Source organism: Thiohalomonas denitrificans, from assembly GCF_900102855.1.
Classification (GTDB): Bacteria; Pseudomonadota; Gammaproteobacteria; order Thiohalomonadales; family Thiohalomonadaceae; genus Thiohalomonas; species Thiohalomonas denitrificans.
In genome coordinates, this window is sequence record NZ_FMWD01000016.1 from 15,653 (window position 1) to 30,233 (window position 14,581).

Annotated in this window: 16 protein-coding genes; 12 read left to right on the forward strand and 4 right to left on the reverse strand. The window is 60.7% G+C overall.

The genetic code is table 11. The features are described 5' to 3' along the window. Nucleotides 1-8 precede the first annotated feature (8 nt). The 4 genes from relA (at nucleotide 9) to lolD (ending at nucleotide 5,118) form a co-directional block, all read left to right on the forward strand. Nucleotides 9-2,210, forward strand: coding sequence for a GTP diphosphokinase (gene relA, locus BLP65_RS15810; RefSeq protein WP_092999170.1), 2,202 nt, complete (start codon nucleotides 9-11; stop codon nucleotides 2,208-2,210). Between the two features lie 80 nt (nucleotides 2,211-2,290). Continuing rightward, a complete protein-coding gene (sfsA, locus tag BLP65_RS15815) occupies nucleotides 2,291-3,013 on the forward strand; it encodes a DNA/RNA nuclease SfsA (protein WP_092999172.1) in 723 nt (240 codons plus the stop codon). A gap of 166 nt (nucleotides 3,014-3,179) precedes the next feature. After that, nucleotides 3,180-4,427 carry a lipoprotein-releasing ABC transporter permease subunit gene (locus BLP65_RS15820; protein WP_092999174.1) on the forward strand — a complete coding sequence of 416 codons (1,248 nt, stop codon included), beginning with the start codon at nucleotides 3,180-3,182 and terminating at the stop codon, nucleotides 4,425-4,427. After that, a complete protein-coding gene (lolD, locus tag BLP65_RS15825; RefSeq protein WP_092999176.1) occupies nucleotides 4,420-5,118 on the forward strand; it encodes a lipoprotein-releasing ABC transporter ATP-binding protein LolD in 699 nt (232 codons plus the stop codon). The genes BLP65_RS15820 and lolD overlap by 8 nt, the downstream gene beginning before the upstream one ends. A 42-nt stretch (nucleotides 5,119-5,160) precedes the next feature. Here the strand turns inward: lolD and BLP65_RS15830 are convergent, their stop codons facing one another. Beyond that, nucleotides 5,161-5,703, reverse strand: coding sequence for a DUF2062 domain-containing protein (locus BLP65_RS15830; protein ID WP_092999178.1), 543 nt, complete (start codon nucleotides 5,701-5,703; stop codon nucleotides 5,161-5,163). Between the two features lie 99 nt (nucleotides 5,704-5,802). On the opposite strand from BLP65_RS15830, the gene BLP65_RS15835 reads away from it, so the two are divergent. Continuing rightward, nucleotides 5,803-8,070, forward strand: a complete 2,268-nt coding sequence (locus BLP65_RS15835; RefSeq protein WP_092999180.1) for a DNA internalization-related competence protein ComEC/Rec2 — start codon at nucleotides 5,803-5,805, stop codon at nucleotides 8,068-8,070. Here BLP65_RS15835 and BLP65_RS17040 read toward each other — a convergent pair. Continuing rightward, nucleotides 8,067-8,321, reverse strand: a complete 255-nt coding sequence (locus BLP65_RS17040; RefSeq protein WP_175452623.1) for a hypothetical protein — start codon at nucleotides 8,319-8,321, stop codon at nucleotides 8,067-8,069. The two genes, BLP65_RS15835 and BLP65_RS17040, sit on opposite strands and share 4 nt — an antisense overlap. A gap of 220 nt (nucleotides 8,322-8,541) precedes the next feature. Between BLP65_RS17040 and BLP65_RS15845 the strand changes: the two genes are divergently transcribed. The 6 genes from BLP65_RS15845 (at nucleotide 8,542) to kdsB (ending at nucleotide 13,540) form a co-directional block, all read left to right on the forward strand. Next, nucleotides 8,542-9,174: a MotA/TolQ/ExbB proton channel family protein gene (locus tag BLP65_RS15845; RefSeq protein ID WP_092999184.1), complete on the forward strand. Its 633-nt coding sequence runs from the start codon at nucleotides 8,542-8,544 to the stop codon at nucleotides 9,172-9,174. Continuing rightward, nucleotides 9,171-9,593 (forward strand): ExbD/TolR family protein, encoded by a 423-nt coding sequence (locus tag BLP65_RS15850; RefSeq protein ID WP_092999186.1) that lies wholly within the window; start codon nucleotides 9,171-9,173, stop codon nucleotides 9,591-9,593. The genes BLP65_RS15845 and BLP65_RS15850 overlap by 4 nt, the downstream gene beginning before the upstream one ends. A 2-nt stretch (nucleotides 9,594-9,595) precedes the next feature. After that, entirely contained in the window at nucleotides 9,596-11,347 is a 1,752-nt protein-coding gene (msbA, locus tag BLP65_RS15855; RefSeq protein ID WP_092999188.1) for a lipid A export permease/ATP-binding protein MsbA, read from the forward strand. 6 nt (nucleotides 11,348-11,353) lie between these two features. Then, nucleotides 11,354-12,340: a tetraacyldisaccharide 4'-kinase gene (gene lpxK / locus BLP65_RS15860; protein WP_175452624.1), complete on the forward strand. Its 987-nt coding sequence runs from the start codon at nucleotides 11,354-11,356 to the stop codon at nucleotides 12,338-12,340. 2 nt (nucleotides 12,341-12,342) lie between these two features. After that, a complete protein-coding gene (locus tag BLP65_RS15865) occupies nucleotides 12,343-12,522 on the forward strand; it encodes a Trm112 family protein (protein ID WP_092999190.1) in 180 nt (59 codons plus the stop codon). Nucleotides 12,523-12,784: 262 nt separating this feature from the next. Beyond that, nucleotides 12,785-13,540, forward strand: a complete 756-nt coding sequence (kdsB, locus tag BLP65_RS15870) for a 3-deoxy-manno-octulosonate cytidylyltransferase (RefSeq protein WP_092999192.1) — start codon at nucleotides 12,785-12,787, stop codon at nucleotides 13,538-13,540. Here kdsB and BLP65_RS15875 read toward each other — a convergent pair. After that, nucleotides 13,526-13,786 carry a hypothetical protein gene (locus tag BLP65_RS15875; RefSeq protein WP_245688386.1) on the reverse strand — a complete coding sequence of 87 codons (261 nt, stop codon included), beginning with the start codon at nucleotides 13,784-13,786 and terminating at the stop codon, nucleotides 13,526-13,528. The two genes, kdsB and BLP65_RS15875, sit on opposite strands and share 15 nt — an antisense overlap. A 57-nt stretch (nucleotides 13,787-13,843) precedes the next feature. On the opposite strand from BLP65_RS15875, the gene BLP65_RS15880 reads away from it, so the two are divergent. Beyond that, nucleotides 13,844-14,326 (forward strand): low molecular weight protein-tyrosine-phosphatase, encoded by a 483-nt coding sequence (locus BLP65_RS15880; protein WP_092999194.1) that lies wholly within the window; start codon nucleotides 13,844-13,846, stop codon nucleotides 14,324-14,326. Nucleotides 14,327-14,394: 68 nt separating this feature from the next. Here the strand turns inward: BLP65_RS15880 and BLP65_RS17125 are convergent. Beyond that, a partial coding sequence (locus BLP65_RS17125) for a hypothetical protein (protein WP_217632025.1) occupies nucleotides 14,395-14,581 on the reverse strand: 187 nt, incomplete at its 5' end.

The window sequence follows — 14,581 nt, forward strand, 5'->3', positions numbered from 1 at the left end:
AAAAGCTTATGGTCTACGTCGAAAACCAAGTTCCTGAAACCGATACCCGAGCCGATCCGGAAGCCTGGATTGCGCGTATCGGGCACCGCCACTCCGGTAACGAACTGGAGGTCATTCGGCGCGCGGTCGGTTTGGCCCGGCGGGCCCATAAGGAGCAGATTCGGGCATCCGGAGAGCCCTACCTGACCCACGTCATCGCCGTTGCCGACATTCTTGCCGGACTCAATCTCGACCACGAGAGTCTGGGTGCGGCAATTCTCCACGATTCGGTAGAGGACAGCGACCTCACCCTGGAGGAGATTGCCGAGACCTGCGGTCCCGGTGTCGCCCATCTGGTCGATGGGGTCACCAAGATGCGCATCATCGGCGATTATCAGAAGGAGCTGGGGGACAGTAGCAAGGAATCCGCCCGGGCCGAGAGCCTGCGCAAGCTTCTGCTGGCCATGGCGGAAGATGTGCGCGTAGTGCTCATCAAGCTCGCCGATCGGCTGCACAATATGCGTACGCTCAAGCACTTGCCCGAGGAGAAGCAGCGCCGGATTGCCCGGGAGACCATGGATATCTACGCTCCGCTGGCGAACCGCCTCGGTATCTGGCAGGTGAAGTGGGAGCTGGAAGACCTCGCCTTCCGCTATCTGGACCCGATCACCTACCGGCAAATCGCGCGCTTTTTGCGGGAACGGCGCGTCGATCGCCAACGCTATATCCAGAATGTCATCGGTGTTCTCGAAGGACAGATGACCGAGGCGGGGATCAAGGCCGACATCAAGGGCCGTCCCAAGCATCTCTACAGCATCTGGAAAAAAATGCAGCGCAAGGGACTGGGATTCCACCAGCTCTATGACGTACGGGCGGTTCGTATTCTGGTCGACAGCGTTGCCGAGTGCTATCACGTGCTCGGTATTGTCCACTCACTGTGGCCGCATATTCCGCGGGAGTTTGACGACTATATCGCCACTCCCAAGGAGAACATGTATCAGTCCATCCACACGGCCGTGGTGGGGCCCGAGGGCAAGACGCTGGAGGTCCAGATCCGGACCTGGGATATGGAGCGGCATGCCGAGCTGGGCGTGGCAGCGCACTGGCGTTACAAGGAGGGCCGAAAGCAGGACCAGAATTTCGAGCAGAAGATCGCCTGGCTGCGCCAGCTCCTCGAGTGGAAAGAGGAAGAGGGCAGCGCCGGCGACTTCATTGACCGCTTCAAGTCCGAGGTCTTTCAGGATCGTGTCTATGTGCTGACCCCGGACGGCGAGGTCATCGACATGCCCCAGGGCGCCACCCCGCTGGATTTCGCCTATCACATCCATAGTGAGGTGGGTAATCGCTGTCGCGGCGCCAAGGTGGACGGCAGAATCGTACCGCTGACCTATGAACTCCATTCCGGTGAACAGGTGGAGATCCTCACCACCAGGCATGGCGGCCCCAGCCGCGACTGGCTGAATCCTCACCTGGGATACCTCAAGACCTCGCGTGCCCGTTCCAGGATTCGGGCCTGGTTCAAGCAGCAGGATCACGAGAAGAACATCGCCGATGGTAAAACAGCACTCGACCGGGAGCTGCACCGGTTGGCCGTGAGTGACCTGGATCGCTTGAAGCTTGCCAGGCATTTCGGATTGCAGCAGGTGGACGAGTTATTGATCGCCGTCGGCCGGGGTGACATCAACACGGCGCAGATCGGACATGCCGTACACCATCTGACTCGTCGCGAAGATGAAACCGATACCCTGGCCCCGGTGCAGAGGCGCAAAGGCGCAAAAGGTGGGGATATCCATATCCGGGGTGTAGGCAACCTGCTCACCAACATGGCGCGCTGTTGCACTCCGGCGGCGGGCGACCCCATCGTCGGTTTCATCACCCTCGGTCGGGGAGTCACCATTCATCGACGCGAATGCAGCAACATTCTCAATCTCCCCGAGGAGAAGCGCCGGCGCATTATCGAGGTGGACTGGAGTGCCAGTGAAAAGAACACCTATCAGGTGGATCTGGAGATCGAGGCTGTCGACCGGCAGGGCCTGCTGCGGGACATTTCAACCGTTCTGGCCAACGAGAAGATCAACGTACTAACAACCGACACCCGTTCCGACAAGCACCGGAACACGGCGAAGATGCTGGTGACCGTCGAGATCACCGATACCAACCAACTGAGCCGCATTCTCTCGCGGATCGGACAGCTGCCCAACATCCTCGAAGCACGGCGCCGAACGCGGTAGGTACGGGAGAAGGGATGGCACCAGGCACTATCCCTCGCCACTAGCCACTAGCCACTAGCCACTAGCCACTAGCCACTAATATGATTCCCGCCACCCTCATTCGCCGTTACAAGCGGTTTCTGGCCGACGTGGAGCTGCAGGACGGCACGGTGATTACCGTGCACACGCCCAATACCGGTTCGATGCTGGGCTGTTCCGATCCCGGGTGCCGCATCTGGCTGCGTGATACCGAAAATCCCAAACGAAAGTATCGCTACTCCTGGGAGATCACCGAAAACCGCGAGGGGGTGCTGGTGGGCGTTAACACGGGACTACCCAATCACCTGGTGGAAGCGGCGATTCACGATGGCACCATCACGGAGCTGCAGGGCTACGAGAGCGTCCGAAGGGAGGTGCGCTACGGCAGTGAGTCGAGCCGTATAGACCTGCTGTTGAATGGCCATCAAGACGGCCGGCCCTGCTATGTGGAGGTCAAGAATGTCACCACCTGTGACGAGGCGGGCTACGCCTTCTTTCCCGATGCCGTGAGCGCGCGGGGCAGTAAACATCTTCGCGAGTTGATGGGAGTCGTCGAGGAGGGTGGCCGAGGCGTGATACTCTTTTGCGTCCAGCGCGGAGATGCGCAGCGTGTGCGGCCCGCCGACGAAATCGATCGACTCTACGGAGAGACACTGCGGACGGCCATTGAAGCCGGCGTGGAAGCCATTGCCTACCGTGCGGCGGTCACTCCGGAACGCGTCGTGCTGGAAAGGCCACTCACCGTGCTGTGTCCTGAAGTCGCGGTGGAAACGGATAACCACTGAGAACACGGAGGGAAGCCCCGATTCCCCACTTATGGTCATTATTGAATCGTGGTTCTATACCGGACAACGGTTCTTTACCACTGCCAACCTCCGTGTTCCCAGTGGGTTATCCGTGAATAGCCGTCGCCCTACGTTTCCCCATTCACCTATGGTCTAATAGCGCCCCATGTATCGACCTCTCGAACTCTTTATCGGCCTGCGCTACACCCGCGCTAAGCGCCGCAACCATTTTATCTCGTTCATCTCCGCGACTTCGATGTTGGGAATTGCGCTCGGCGTGACGGCGCTGATCACTGTGCTTTCGGTGATGAACGGCTTCGAGACCGAGTTGCGTGAACGCATGCTGGGTATGGCGGCTCATGCCACCATCAGCACCTATGGCGGTACGCTCGATGACTGGCAAACGGTGGAGGAGGCCGTGAGCGAACATCCGAAGGTCATCGGAGCTGCACCCTATATCCAGAAGGAGGGGATGCTCATCCACGGACAGCAGGTGAACGGCAGCCTTATCCGCGGTGTACTGCCGGATGAAGAGAAAGAAGTGTCCAAAGTTGCCGAAAGCATGGTCAGCGGCACGCTTGCATCACTGGAGGCCGGTGGGTTCGGGATTATCCTGGGTTCCGATCTGGCGCGCATCCTCGGTGTGCTGCAGGGCGACAAGGTTACCCTGGTCTCTCCCTCCGCAAACGTCAGCCCCGCCGGTATGCTGCCGCGCCTGAAGCGTTTTACCGTGGTGGGCATCTTCCGGGTCGGCATGTATGAATTCGACAGCGCCCTGGGACTCATCCATATGCAGGATGCCCAGCGGCTGTTTCGGATGGATGACGGGGTTACCGGGGTTCGGCTGAAGGTTGATGATCTGTTCCGCGCTCCCTATATCAGTCGGGAACTGGCGAGTGAAATGAGCGGTATCTATCAGGTCCGGGACTGGACCCAGTATCACTCGAATTTCTTCCGCGCCATTCAGACCGAAAAGACAGTGATGTTCGTGATTCTGCTGCTGATTGTGGCAGTGGCGGCATTCAACATCGTCTCCACCCTGGTGATGGTGGTGACGGACAAGCAGACTGATATCGCCATCCTCCGCACCCTGGGCGCCACCCCAAAGAGCATCATGGGGGTCTTTATGGTGCAGGGGACGCTGATCGGCTTCGTCGGGACACTGCTGGGACTCATCGGCGGGGTGGCGCTGGCCCTCAATGTGGAAAACATCGTACCGGCCATCGAGCAGCTGTTCGGTATCCAGTTCCTGCCGGCCGATGTGTACTACATCAGCGATCTGCCATCGGAACTCCACGGAAGCGATGTGGTGAACATCACCGTGATTGCCTTCCTGCTCAGTGTGGTCGCTACCCTCTATCCGGCGTGGCGGGCATCACGCACCCAACCGGCGGAGGCACTGCGTTATGAGTGAACCTGAAAACATCGTGCTGGGCTGCCGCAATCTCTACAAGACGTTCCGTCAGGGACCGGCGGTCGTCGAGGTTCTTCGGGGAGTGGATGTCGACGTGGCGGAAGGCGAGCGGATCGCCATTGTTGGCACCTCGGGTTCAGGGAAAAGCACGCTGCTACACCTCATGGGCGGCCTGGAGGCTCCTACCGAGGGCCGCGTGTGGGTCGACGGCAATGAAATGAGCGCCCTGGGCGAGGCAGAACGGGGACGCCTGCGCAATCGGGCATTGGGTTTTGTATATCAATTCCACCATCTGTTGCCGGAATTCAGCGCACTGGAAAATGTCGCCATGCCCCTGCTCATTCGCCGGGTGGCGCCGGAGAGGGCGCGTGAACAGGCGGAAACGGTACTGGAACGGGTCGGACTCGGTCCGAGGGTCCACCATAAACCCGGAGAACTCTCCGGCGGCGAACGTCAGCGAGCCGCCATCGCAAGGGCCCTGGTAACGCAGCCCCGATGCGTTCTTGCGGATGAACCGACCGGAAATCTCGATGTGCATACCGCCAGGCAGGTCTACGAATTGATGCTGGAGTTAAACCGCGAGTTCCGGACCAGTTTTGTAGTGGTCACCCATGATGAAGAGCTGGCGGGGCGGATGGATCGCGTCCTGCGCATGAAAGACGGGGTACTGGTAGACAACGGTCGGGACTGAGGATGGGCGCGACGGAGGGAGCAAAACGCAGACTACGCGTCGCTAATTGAATTTGCTCGTGACCTCCCGGGCGGCCCGGTCCTGTTTCTTGCGGTGGTGATGACGAACCAGCCGGAGCCGCCAGAGCCCGCGAATAACACCGAAGCCGGCTACCGCGCTGAGGGTTCCAAGAATCAGACAGCCGAGCAGAAGTGGCTGCCAGATTGTCCCCATTTCGTAGAGCAGCCACTCCGGCGAAAGCGCAAAATTCACATCCCTCTCGCGCGCCCCCAGGAGCCATGTGCCCAATCGGTAAGCGCCGAAAAAGATCGGCGGCATGGTCACCGGGTTGGTGACCCAGACCAAAAGCACCGAAAGCGGTAGATTCACCCGCGCCAGGATCGCTCCGCCGGCGGCAAGCAGCATCTGAAAAGGCACGGGCACGAAGGCCATGAACAGCCCGACCGCAAAAGCCCCTGAAGCTGAACGGCGGTTCAGGTGCCAAAGGTTCGGGCTGTGGTGCAGAGTGCCGAATACCTTGAGATGTCTGTGCTTCCGGAGGGTGTCATGGTCCGGCATGTAGTGTTTTATGAGACGCTTCGGCATGCCTAACACTGCGCGAGTTGAGTAACGAGTTGCGCTAACGGGCTCCCGCCTGTCACGGTAGCCCATTATTATCCACGATTTCACAGGCTTCTGGAAACGATGCCTTCAGGGACGATTGCATTCTTGCTCGGTGTGGCCGCACTACAGCTGTGCGCCGAGCTGCCGACACTCCATTGGCTGCTACTGGCCGCCGGTGCCCCGTTTGTCGCCCATCTTTTCCTTCGCTCCCGAAACTATCAGACAGCGATTTTCGCGGTGAGTGCCGGTTTTCTTTGGGCCTGGTTCCATGCCGGGGCCGTCCTTTCCAATCCCTTACCCGAATCACTGGAAGGCGAAGACCTGATGGTATGGGGCAGCGTCGAGGATCTTCCGGACAGGGACGGACGACGGATCCGCTTTCTCTTCCGACCGGACCGGCTGGAAGCGGCCGGAACGCCTGTCGTGCCGCCCGGGCGATTGCGGCTCAGCTGGTACGGACGTGATCACCCGGAAATCATCCCCGGCGAACGCTGGCGCCTGCTGATACGTCTAAAACGCCCCCGTGGATTATTCAACCCCGGCAGCTTCGACTATGAGCGCTGGCTGTTCCAGAACGGCATCCGGGCTACCGGCTACGTCCGGGATTCGGATCAAAACCGCCGCGAAGCGCCGGGAAGAGGGCTCGACGCCTGGCGTGACAGGATTTCCAAAGCGGTAGGTGAAGCGCTCGAGCACAAACCCGGCACCGATCTAATCCTCGCCCTGGCGGTAGGGGACCGGCGGGAGATTGCTCCGGAGCGCTGGCAAGTGCTGGCCGCTACCGGCACGACCCACCTGATGGCCATCTCCGGCTTGCACATCGGTTTTATTGCCGGCCTGGCCTATTTCCTCGCGCGGCTGATGTGGTCGCGATGTGCATCGTGCTGTGCGCACGTCGCGGCCCCCCGGGCCGCCGCCGTGCTCGCGGGCGCGGCGGCCCTGGCCTACGCAGGACTTGCCGGTTTTTCGGTACCCACCCAGCGCGCTCTCGTAATGGCAGCTGTGGCATTGGGAGCTGTAGCGACGGGGCGCAAAATCACTCCCGGCTTCGGCCTTTCCGCTGCGCTCCTGGCCGTCCTGCTGATTGACCCGTTGGCTGTGCTCTCCATCGGTTTCTGGCTGTCCTTTGCGGCGGTCGCGGTGATTCTGTTCGGACTTCACGGACGGCTGCGCCGGGTGAAGGGCTGGGGGGCCTGGATTCGGGTCCAGTTCCTGGTCGGACTGGGCCTGTTCCCCCTGCTAATCGCGGCCTTTGATTCGGCATCGCTGATCTCACCGCTGGCCAACCTCGCAGCCGTGCCGTGGGTCGGTTTCATCGTGGTGCCGGTGACGCTGGCCGGTGCGCTCCTGCTGCCCCTGTGGGAAACCGCTGGTGCCGGCCTGCTTGAGGTGGCACGCCTTGCCCTGGAGAAGCCGTGGCCGTTACTGGAGAGCCTCGCCGGGGCGGAACCCGTGGGCAGCAGCGTGGCGCTTTGGACGCTGATGCCGGCAGCCGCGGGGGTGTTCTGGATGATGGCCCCTCGCGGTATTCCGGCACGATGGTTGGGGGTTTTCGGGCTACTGCCAATGTTGCTGTTTCGCCCGTCCGACCTGCCGCACGGCATGGCCCGACTGGCGCTGCTCGATGTCGGTCAGGGTCTGTCGGCGGTCGTGGAGACCGCAGGACACGTCCTGGTCTACGATACGGGCCCGCGCTTTTCAGCCAGCTTTGATGCCGGTTCTGCGGTGGTTGCGCCTTACCTGCGAACTATCGGCACGGAACGGGTCGACACGCTGGTGTTGAGCCACGGCGACGGTGACCACGTCGGCGGTCTCCCGGCCCTGAAAGAGGCGCTGTCGATTGGAAGGATCCTGCAGCCCGATGTCGAACAGGGGACCCAGACCTGTCGGACGGGCGAGACCTGGAACTGGGACGGCGTCCGTTTCGAAGTGCTGCATCCGGACTTCAGAGGTGGCGACTCGGAAAACAACGCCTCCTGTGTGCTGAGGGTCACGGCCGGCGGGCACCGGCTGTTGCTGCCGGGCGATATCGAGACGCCCGGGGAGGAGCGTCTGCTCGGTAATGGTGTGCCGCTGAGAGCCGAACTGATCGTCGCTCCCCACCATGGTAGTTCGACCTCCTCAAGTGCAGCATTTGTTGAAGCCGTCCAGCCCGAATGGGTATTTTTCCCGGCCGGAGCCGGCAACCGGTGGGGATTTCCCGCTAAAACGGTGCTGAACCGCTACCGGGAGAGTGGTGCCAAGGCGTTGACTACCGGGAATTCCGGACCGATTTTGGTGGAAATGGGCGGCGAATCACTGAGGGTTCGGAGCTATCGGGAGTATGCTCGTCGCTATTGGCACCACTAGTGTACTGTTGCATGCTTGGCGGTGCTTTCAGCGAGTCGCTGGCCGGCCAGATGCAAGGCGCGTTTCGCAGGGAATGGCGCGCCCTTTTCAAGAAACGCAACGCAGCAGATGGCCGGCCAGCGGCTCGCCCGAAGGGAGCCCCCCAAAAACGCCATGACGGCGTTGCAGCGCTTGACAAGGGAATAACCATTGCCTGCGCGCTGCGCCTTGTCCTGACGTTTTTGGGGGGCTCTGAAAGTATCGCCAAGCATGCAACAGTACACTAGCGGCTCTCAGGGGTTCCGGCGGGACACCGCTAAGCCGGGGAACGCAGGGGTACAGGACGGCCACCTGAACCCCTGTATCCCCTGTGCTCCCCGTGGTTTATCCTCCGATACGAGACTGCGGCCGTTTCACCGGCCTATGCCCGGGGGCGCCGGTTTGGTAAATTGTGCGCGTTTTCTACGCCTTATCTCATGGGGAATACCTGACGTGTTGGAGATCGTAACGGCTGGCGGCTGGTTAATGCTGCCTATTCTGCTCTGTTCAGTCGTCGCGGCGGCGATCGTCGGTGAACGCTTCTGGACCCTTCAACAAAAGCGGATTACACCCAAACATCTGGTGACTCAGGCGTGGCAACTCTATCGCAACGACCAACTGGACAATCTGCAACTTCGCAAGATTCGTGACAGCTCTCCTTTGGGACGGGTACTTGCTGCGGGCCTGGTGAATATCCGTCATGACCGTGAGGTGATGAAGGAGGGTATCGAGGAGACCGGCCGGCAGGTGGTCTCTGAACTGGAGCGCTACCTGAACACCCTCGGCACCATTGCTTCCATTACGCCCCTGCTGGGGCTACTGGGCACGGTCATCGGCATGATCAAGGTCTTTTCAGCCATCACCGCCCACGGCGTCGGGGATCCGGGCGTATTGGCCGGGGGGATCTCCGAGGCGCTCATCACTACCGCTACCGGGCTCTCCGTGGCCATTCCCAGTCTGATGTTCTACCGCTATTTCCGGGGGCGGGTGGATGCCCTTGTGCTGAAGATGGAGGAAGAGGCCCTCAAGCTCGTCGAGGTCATCCACGGCGAGCGGACGAGCGAAACGGAAGGCTCCGCTGAATGAAGTTCCAGCGCGCCAATCGAGGCGAGCCCGAGGTCAACCTGACGCCGTTGATCGATGTCGTGTTTCTTCTACTGATCTTTTTCATGGTCTCCACCACCTTCGAGCGGAAGACCGAAATCAGTGTCGAACTACCCGAAGCCACCGGCGAGCAGCAGGAGTTGGAGCAAAAGGTGGTCGAAGTCACGATTGACGCAGAAGGTCACTATTACGTCGATGGCCAGGAGCTGATCAACACCCAACTCGAGACGCTCAAGCGTGCTCTGCGCAAGGCAGCGGGTGATGCCGAAGAACCCCAGCTGATCCTGAGCGCCGACCGCAAGGCCACCCATGAATCGGTGATCTCGGCCATGGATGCAGCCCGACAGGTTGGTCTTTACAATATGACTTTCGCCACCAGACAGCCGGCCGAGGAGCAGTGACCGTGGCATCACCGGGTACCGCTGCGGCTGCAAACGGCTCCGCAATCTACCGCCGTTTGCTGGGTTATGTCCGTCCCTACTGGGGGCGCTTTCTTATCGCTGTTCTGGGGATGGTCGCGGTGGCGGCATCGGAGACGGGCTTTGTGGCGTTGATGAAGCCGATGCTTGACGGGAGCTTTGTCGAACGCGACCCGACCGTCATCCTGTGGACCCCCATCGTCATCATCCTGCTGTTCCTCTTTCGAGGAGTGGCGGCGTTCTCCTCCGGCTACGTGATGGCCTGGATTGGCCGCAAGGTCATCAGCACGCTGCGGGGGCAGATCTTCCGGCACCTGCTGAAGCTGCCTGTCGCTTTTTTCGACAATACCCCCTCGGGCAGCCTGGTCTCCAAACTGATTTACGACGTCGAGCAGGTGGCGACGGCGGCCACCAAGGCAGTGACCATTCTGGTGCGCGATACGCTCACCGTGGTGGGCCTGCTTGGCTGGATGTTTTACATCAACTGGCGCCTGGCCGTGGTCCTGCTGATCGGTGCGCCGCTGGTTGCCAAGATCATCCACATCATCAACGATCGCTTCCGCCGCTACAGCCGCCGTATCCAGGGCTCGATGGGAGACGTGACGCAGATTGCCCAGGAAGTCATCGAAGGTCAACGCGAGGTAAAGGCTTTCGGGGGACACGATTATGAAGAGCGACGATTCGAAGAGGCCAACGAACACAATCGTCGCCTCAATCTGAAACTGCAGGGTACCCAGGTGGCCAGTGTACCGGTAGTGGAGTTCGTAGCAGCGAGCGCGACCGCAGCAGTGATTTATATGGCCCTGTCCGACCTGGACACCCTGACGGTCGGCGCATTCATGTCGTTCGTCGGCGCGATGATGATGATGCACTCCCCGATGAAGCGCCTGACGCAGGTGACCGCGACGCTTCAGCGGGGTATCGCAGCCGCAGACAGCGTCTTCTCCTTTATCGATCGGCCGGGTGAAAATGATCGCGGGCAGATAACCCTCGATCGGGCGAAAGGGGAGGTGAGTTACCGTGATCTCACCTTTCGCTATGCTGAAGACAAGCCTGATGTCCTGCAGGGCATTGACCTGCAGGTTGCGCCGGGAGAGACCGTAGCCCTTGTGGGACGCTCCGGAAGTGGCAAATCCACGCTGGTCGGTCTGCTGCCGCGTTTTTATGACCCGACCAGCGGCAGCATCGAACTGGATGGTCACGATATCCGCGATATCCGTCTCGACTCCCTGCGCGAACAGGTCGCGCTGGTCAGTCAGCATGTCACGCTTTTCAACGACACTATCGGCAACAACATCGCCTATGGTCACCTGGAGGGCGCCGACCGGGAAACCATCATCGAGGCGACGAAAGCCGCGCATGCCTGGGAATTCATCAAGGAGCTCCCGCAAGGCCTGGATACCATGGTCGGGGAAAACGGGGTGCTGCTCTCCGGCGGCCAGCGTCAGCGCCTGGCTATCGCCCGCGCTCTGTTGAAAAACGCCCCCATCCTGATCCTCGACGAGGCCACTTCGGCCCTGGATACCGAGTCGGAACGGCACATCCAGGCGGCTCTCGAGGTCCTGATGAAAAATCGCACCACACTGGTCATTGCACACCGCCTCTCGACCATCGAAAAGGCCGACCGCATTGTGGTCCTGGAGAACGGCCGGATTATCGAAAGTGGCCACCACGAGGCACTTCTGGACAAGGAAGGCCGGTATGCCGCCCTCTACAACATGCAGTTCCAGGACTGAAAAGGCTTGGGGGCGCGTCTGCAGGAGCTTTGGTATCGTCGACGGCTGGTGCCCGCCCTTTGGCCCTTGTTGCCGCTGGAGGGGCTTTTCTGCGGCCTATCGGCCATGCGCCGGCTCGCTTACCGGTATGGCGTGCTGCGCATTCACCGATGTGCCGTCCCCGTGATTGTGGTGGGCAATCTCACGGTCGGGGGTACCGGGAAGACGCCCCTGGTGGCACGCCTGGCCGTGCTGCTGCAGCAGGCGGGGTACCGGCCCGGCATCGTCAGCCGCGGTTATGGGGGAAGGGCCAGAGAGTGGCCGCAGGCAGTAAGCGGTGACAGTAACCCCCACCATGTAGGTGATGAACCGGTACTGCTCGCCCGAACCACCGGCTGCCCGGTCATGGCCGGTCCGGACAGGGCGGCCGCCGCCGACGCACTGGTGCAGCAGGGCGTGGATGCCATCATTAGCGATGACGGCCTGCAGCACTATCGTCTTGGCCGGTCAGTGGAGATCGCCGTGCTGGATGGCAAACGCCGCGCCGGAAACGGGCACTGCCTTCCCGCCGGGCCCCTCCGGGAGCGGACGAATCGCCTCGGTACAGTGGATTGGGTGGTGGTCAACGGCGAACCTGCGAGCGATAGCGAACAGTGCATGACCTTTGTTCCCGGTAGATTGCACCGCATCGATGGCTCCGAGAGCGAAGGCCCTCTGAAGGATTGGGCGGGGAAGAGCGTGCACGCCGTGGCCGGTATCGGTCATCCCGAACGTTTTTTTGCTATGCTCAAGCGCGCCGGACTGAAGGTGACAGCTCACCCGTTTGCCGATCACCATCCCTACGAACCATCCGATTTGGCATTCAAGGATGATCGGCCGGTGTTAATGACGGAAAAGGATGCGGTCAAATGCCGCTCCTTCGCACAACCCCACTGGTGGACGGTCCCGGTGACGGCGGAGCTCGATGCCGCTTTCGAATCGGAACTGCTACGACAAATCAATAACAAGAGGTGACCGTGGACAGGAAACTACTCGACATCCTGGTCTGCCCCCTGTGCAAGGGGCCACTCGTGTATGAGAAGCAGCGCCAGGAGCTAATCTGCAAGGCGGATCGGCTCGCCTATCCCATTCGGGACGATATCCCGGTCATGCTCGAAGACGAGGCCAGGGAACTGTCACCCGAAGAGGAGTACTGAGCCCGAATGTCTCACCGATTACGCATGCCCTCACTGGCCTATGGTCCGCACAACGAACTTTTCTCAAGTGGTCGTCTCTGCTCGGGCATTCTGCTTCGCCCTGCCAGGTCTGTCCATAGACCTGGCCGATACGCCGCCGCTCCTTCGGAAAATCCGTTGTGCAAACCGTATCCTAGCGATGACGTGCAGGACGCACTAATGCCACGAGGGCAGGATGCCCGGGAGCGGCCATTGCGCGAACCCATGAAATCTTCGTACTGAAATGTTCCGCGTCTTCATTCCGGCCCGATATGCATCCCAGCGCCTTCCGGGCAAGCCGTTGCTTCCTATCGCCGGTCGGCCGATGCTTCAGCACGTCTACGAAAGGGCGGTTGCCAGCGGCGCTGCCCAGGTCATCGTGGTGACGGATGACGAGCGCATCGCCGATGCGGTGATGGGGTTCGGGGGCGAGGTACTGATGACCGGTGCTCACCACCGCTCCGGAACCGAACGCATCGCCGAGGCGGTCAGTGCATTGGGGCTCGACAGCAGCGAGGTGGTCGTGAATCTTCAGGGAGACGAGCCGTTGATGCCCGCCGACCTGATCCGGCAGGTGGCGGAGGACCTGGAGTGTCTGCCAACCGCCGACATCGCCACACTGGCAACACGGATCCATACGGCAGGGGAGCTGTTCGACCCCCACGCTGTCAAAGTAGTGATGGACAAAGACGGGTTCGCTCTCTACTTCAGCCGCGCGGTCATCCCCTGGGACCGGGAGGCGTTCGCAGTGACCACCGAAGAGCTTCCGCCGGCGGCCGAACACTATCGCCACCTGGGCCTGTATGCCTATCGTGCCGGCTTTCTGTCGCGTTATGTAGATCTGCCCCCTTGTTCTATCGAGAGCATGGAGTCGCTGGAGCAACTGCGTGTTCTATGGCATGGCGGTCGCATTCACGTTGCCGAGGCGATTACGCAACCCGGTCCTGGTGTCGACACCGAAGCGGATCTGAACCGTGTGCGGAAGTTATTGGAGGTCTAGCCCCAGGAAATCGGGGTGAAGGGAACGGCAGTCCGTATCCAGCACAGGAACCGTATAGGTCGCCGGCACTCGGCGCCGCGGGTCACCGTACTGATCGGTTTGCATGTCCCTCCGGTTCAAATCCTGCAGAACCAGGGCAGGTCCGTCATCAAGGACCTCGATGACCCGGCAGGGGATACCGCGGTGAATCACCTCGATACCGATCATCCCCCGCAGCTGCTGCATGCTGAAATCGAGTTCCGGCACGTTTGTAACGCCTCTACAGTTCAGCAAAAGTGTAGTGTATTAGAGGAGACTACGAAAATGGTCAAGGTTTTATTCGTTTGTATGGGCAATATTTGCCGTTCTCCCGTAGCCCATGGCCTGTTTCAGCACCTGCTCGAGCAGGAGGGATTGGCGGAACAGGTCCATGTCGATTCGGCCGGGACGCATGCCTATCACATTGGAGAGCAACCGGATCCGCGTTCACAGGATACTGCCCGACGACGGGGTATCGATATCAGCACCCAGCGTGCGCGCAAGGTCTGCGCCGAGGACTTCGACGAATTTGATTACGTGCTGGCGATGGATCGGGGCAACTACCAGATGTTAGCCGATATTTGTCCCGCTGGATCCGAGGAAAAGCTGTCGATGTTCCTCTCTTTCGACACGGACCTGCAGGAAATCGAGGTGCCGGATCCCTACTACGGAGGTCCGGGTGGCTTTGAGCGGGTCTTTGATTTGGTCGAAGCCGCGGCTCGGGGACTGCTCGCGGATATCCGCAAGCGCCACGGAGTAGGGGGCTAGTACTGCCGAAGGTTCCCCCCTTCGAACCACCGAAAAAAAAGGGAGCCTGTCAGCTCCCCTTTTTTATTTTACGACCCGGCCTTGTTCCGATCATTCCGGTCGTCGCGATGATCCTCGTCGCGTACATGACCGGATTCACCGCTACTGGTCGACGACGAAGCAGTCTGGCGGCTATCTGTTCCCGACGGTAATTCACGCTCCTCCGACCTAATCGGAGACGGTCCGGCCTCGCTCTCCGGCTTCGGCTGGGACGGC

What these genes read in the sequence shown, in the direction of transcription:
- relA (WP_092999170.1), top strand. Translation starts at nt 9, where the DNA reads ATGGTCTACGTCGAAAACCAAGTTCCTGAAACCGATACCCGAGCCGAT.
- sfsA (WP_092999172.1), top strand. Translation starts at nt 2,291, where the DNA reads ATGATTCCCGCCACCCTCATTCGCCGTTACAAGCGGTTTCTGGCCGAC.
- BLP65_RS15820 (WP_092999174.1), top strand. Translation starts at nt 3,180, where the DNA reads ATGTATCGACCTCTCGAACTCTTTATCGGCCTGCGCTACACCCGCGCT.
- lolD (WP_092999176.1), top strand. Translation starts at nt 4,420, where the DNA reads ATGAGTGAACCTGAAAACATCGTGCTGGGCTGCCGCAATCTCTACAAG.
- BLP65_RS15830 (WP_092999178.1), bottom strand. Translation starts at nt 5,703, where the DNA reads ATGCCGAAGCGTCTCATAAAACACTACATGCCGGACCATGACACCCTC.
- BLP65_RS15835 (WP_092999180.1), top strand. Translation starts at nt 5,803, where the DNA reads ATGCCTTCAGGGACGATTGCATTCTTGCTCGGTGTGGCCGCACTACAG.
- BLP65_RS17040 (WP_175452623.1), bottom strand. Translation starts at nt 8,321, where the DNA reads ATGCTTGGCGATACTTTCAGAGCCCCCCAAAAACGTCAGGACAAGGCG.
- BLP65_RS15850 (WP_092999186.1), top strand. Translation starts at nt 9,171, where the DNA reads ATGAAGTTCCAGCGCGCCAATCGAGGCGAGCCCGAGGTCAACCTGACG.
- kdsB (WP_092999192.1), top strand. Translation starts at nt 12,785, where the DNA reads ATGTTCCGCGTCTTCATTCCGGCCCGATATGCATCCCAGCGCCTTCCG.
- BLP65_RS15880 (WP_092999194.1), top strand. Translation starts at nt 13,844, where the DNA reads ATGGTCAAGGTTTTATTCGTTTGTATGGGCAATATTTGCCGTTCTCCC.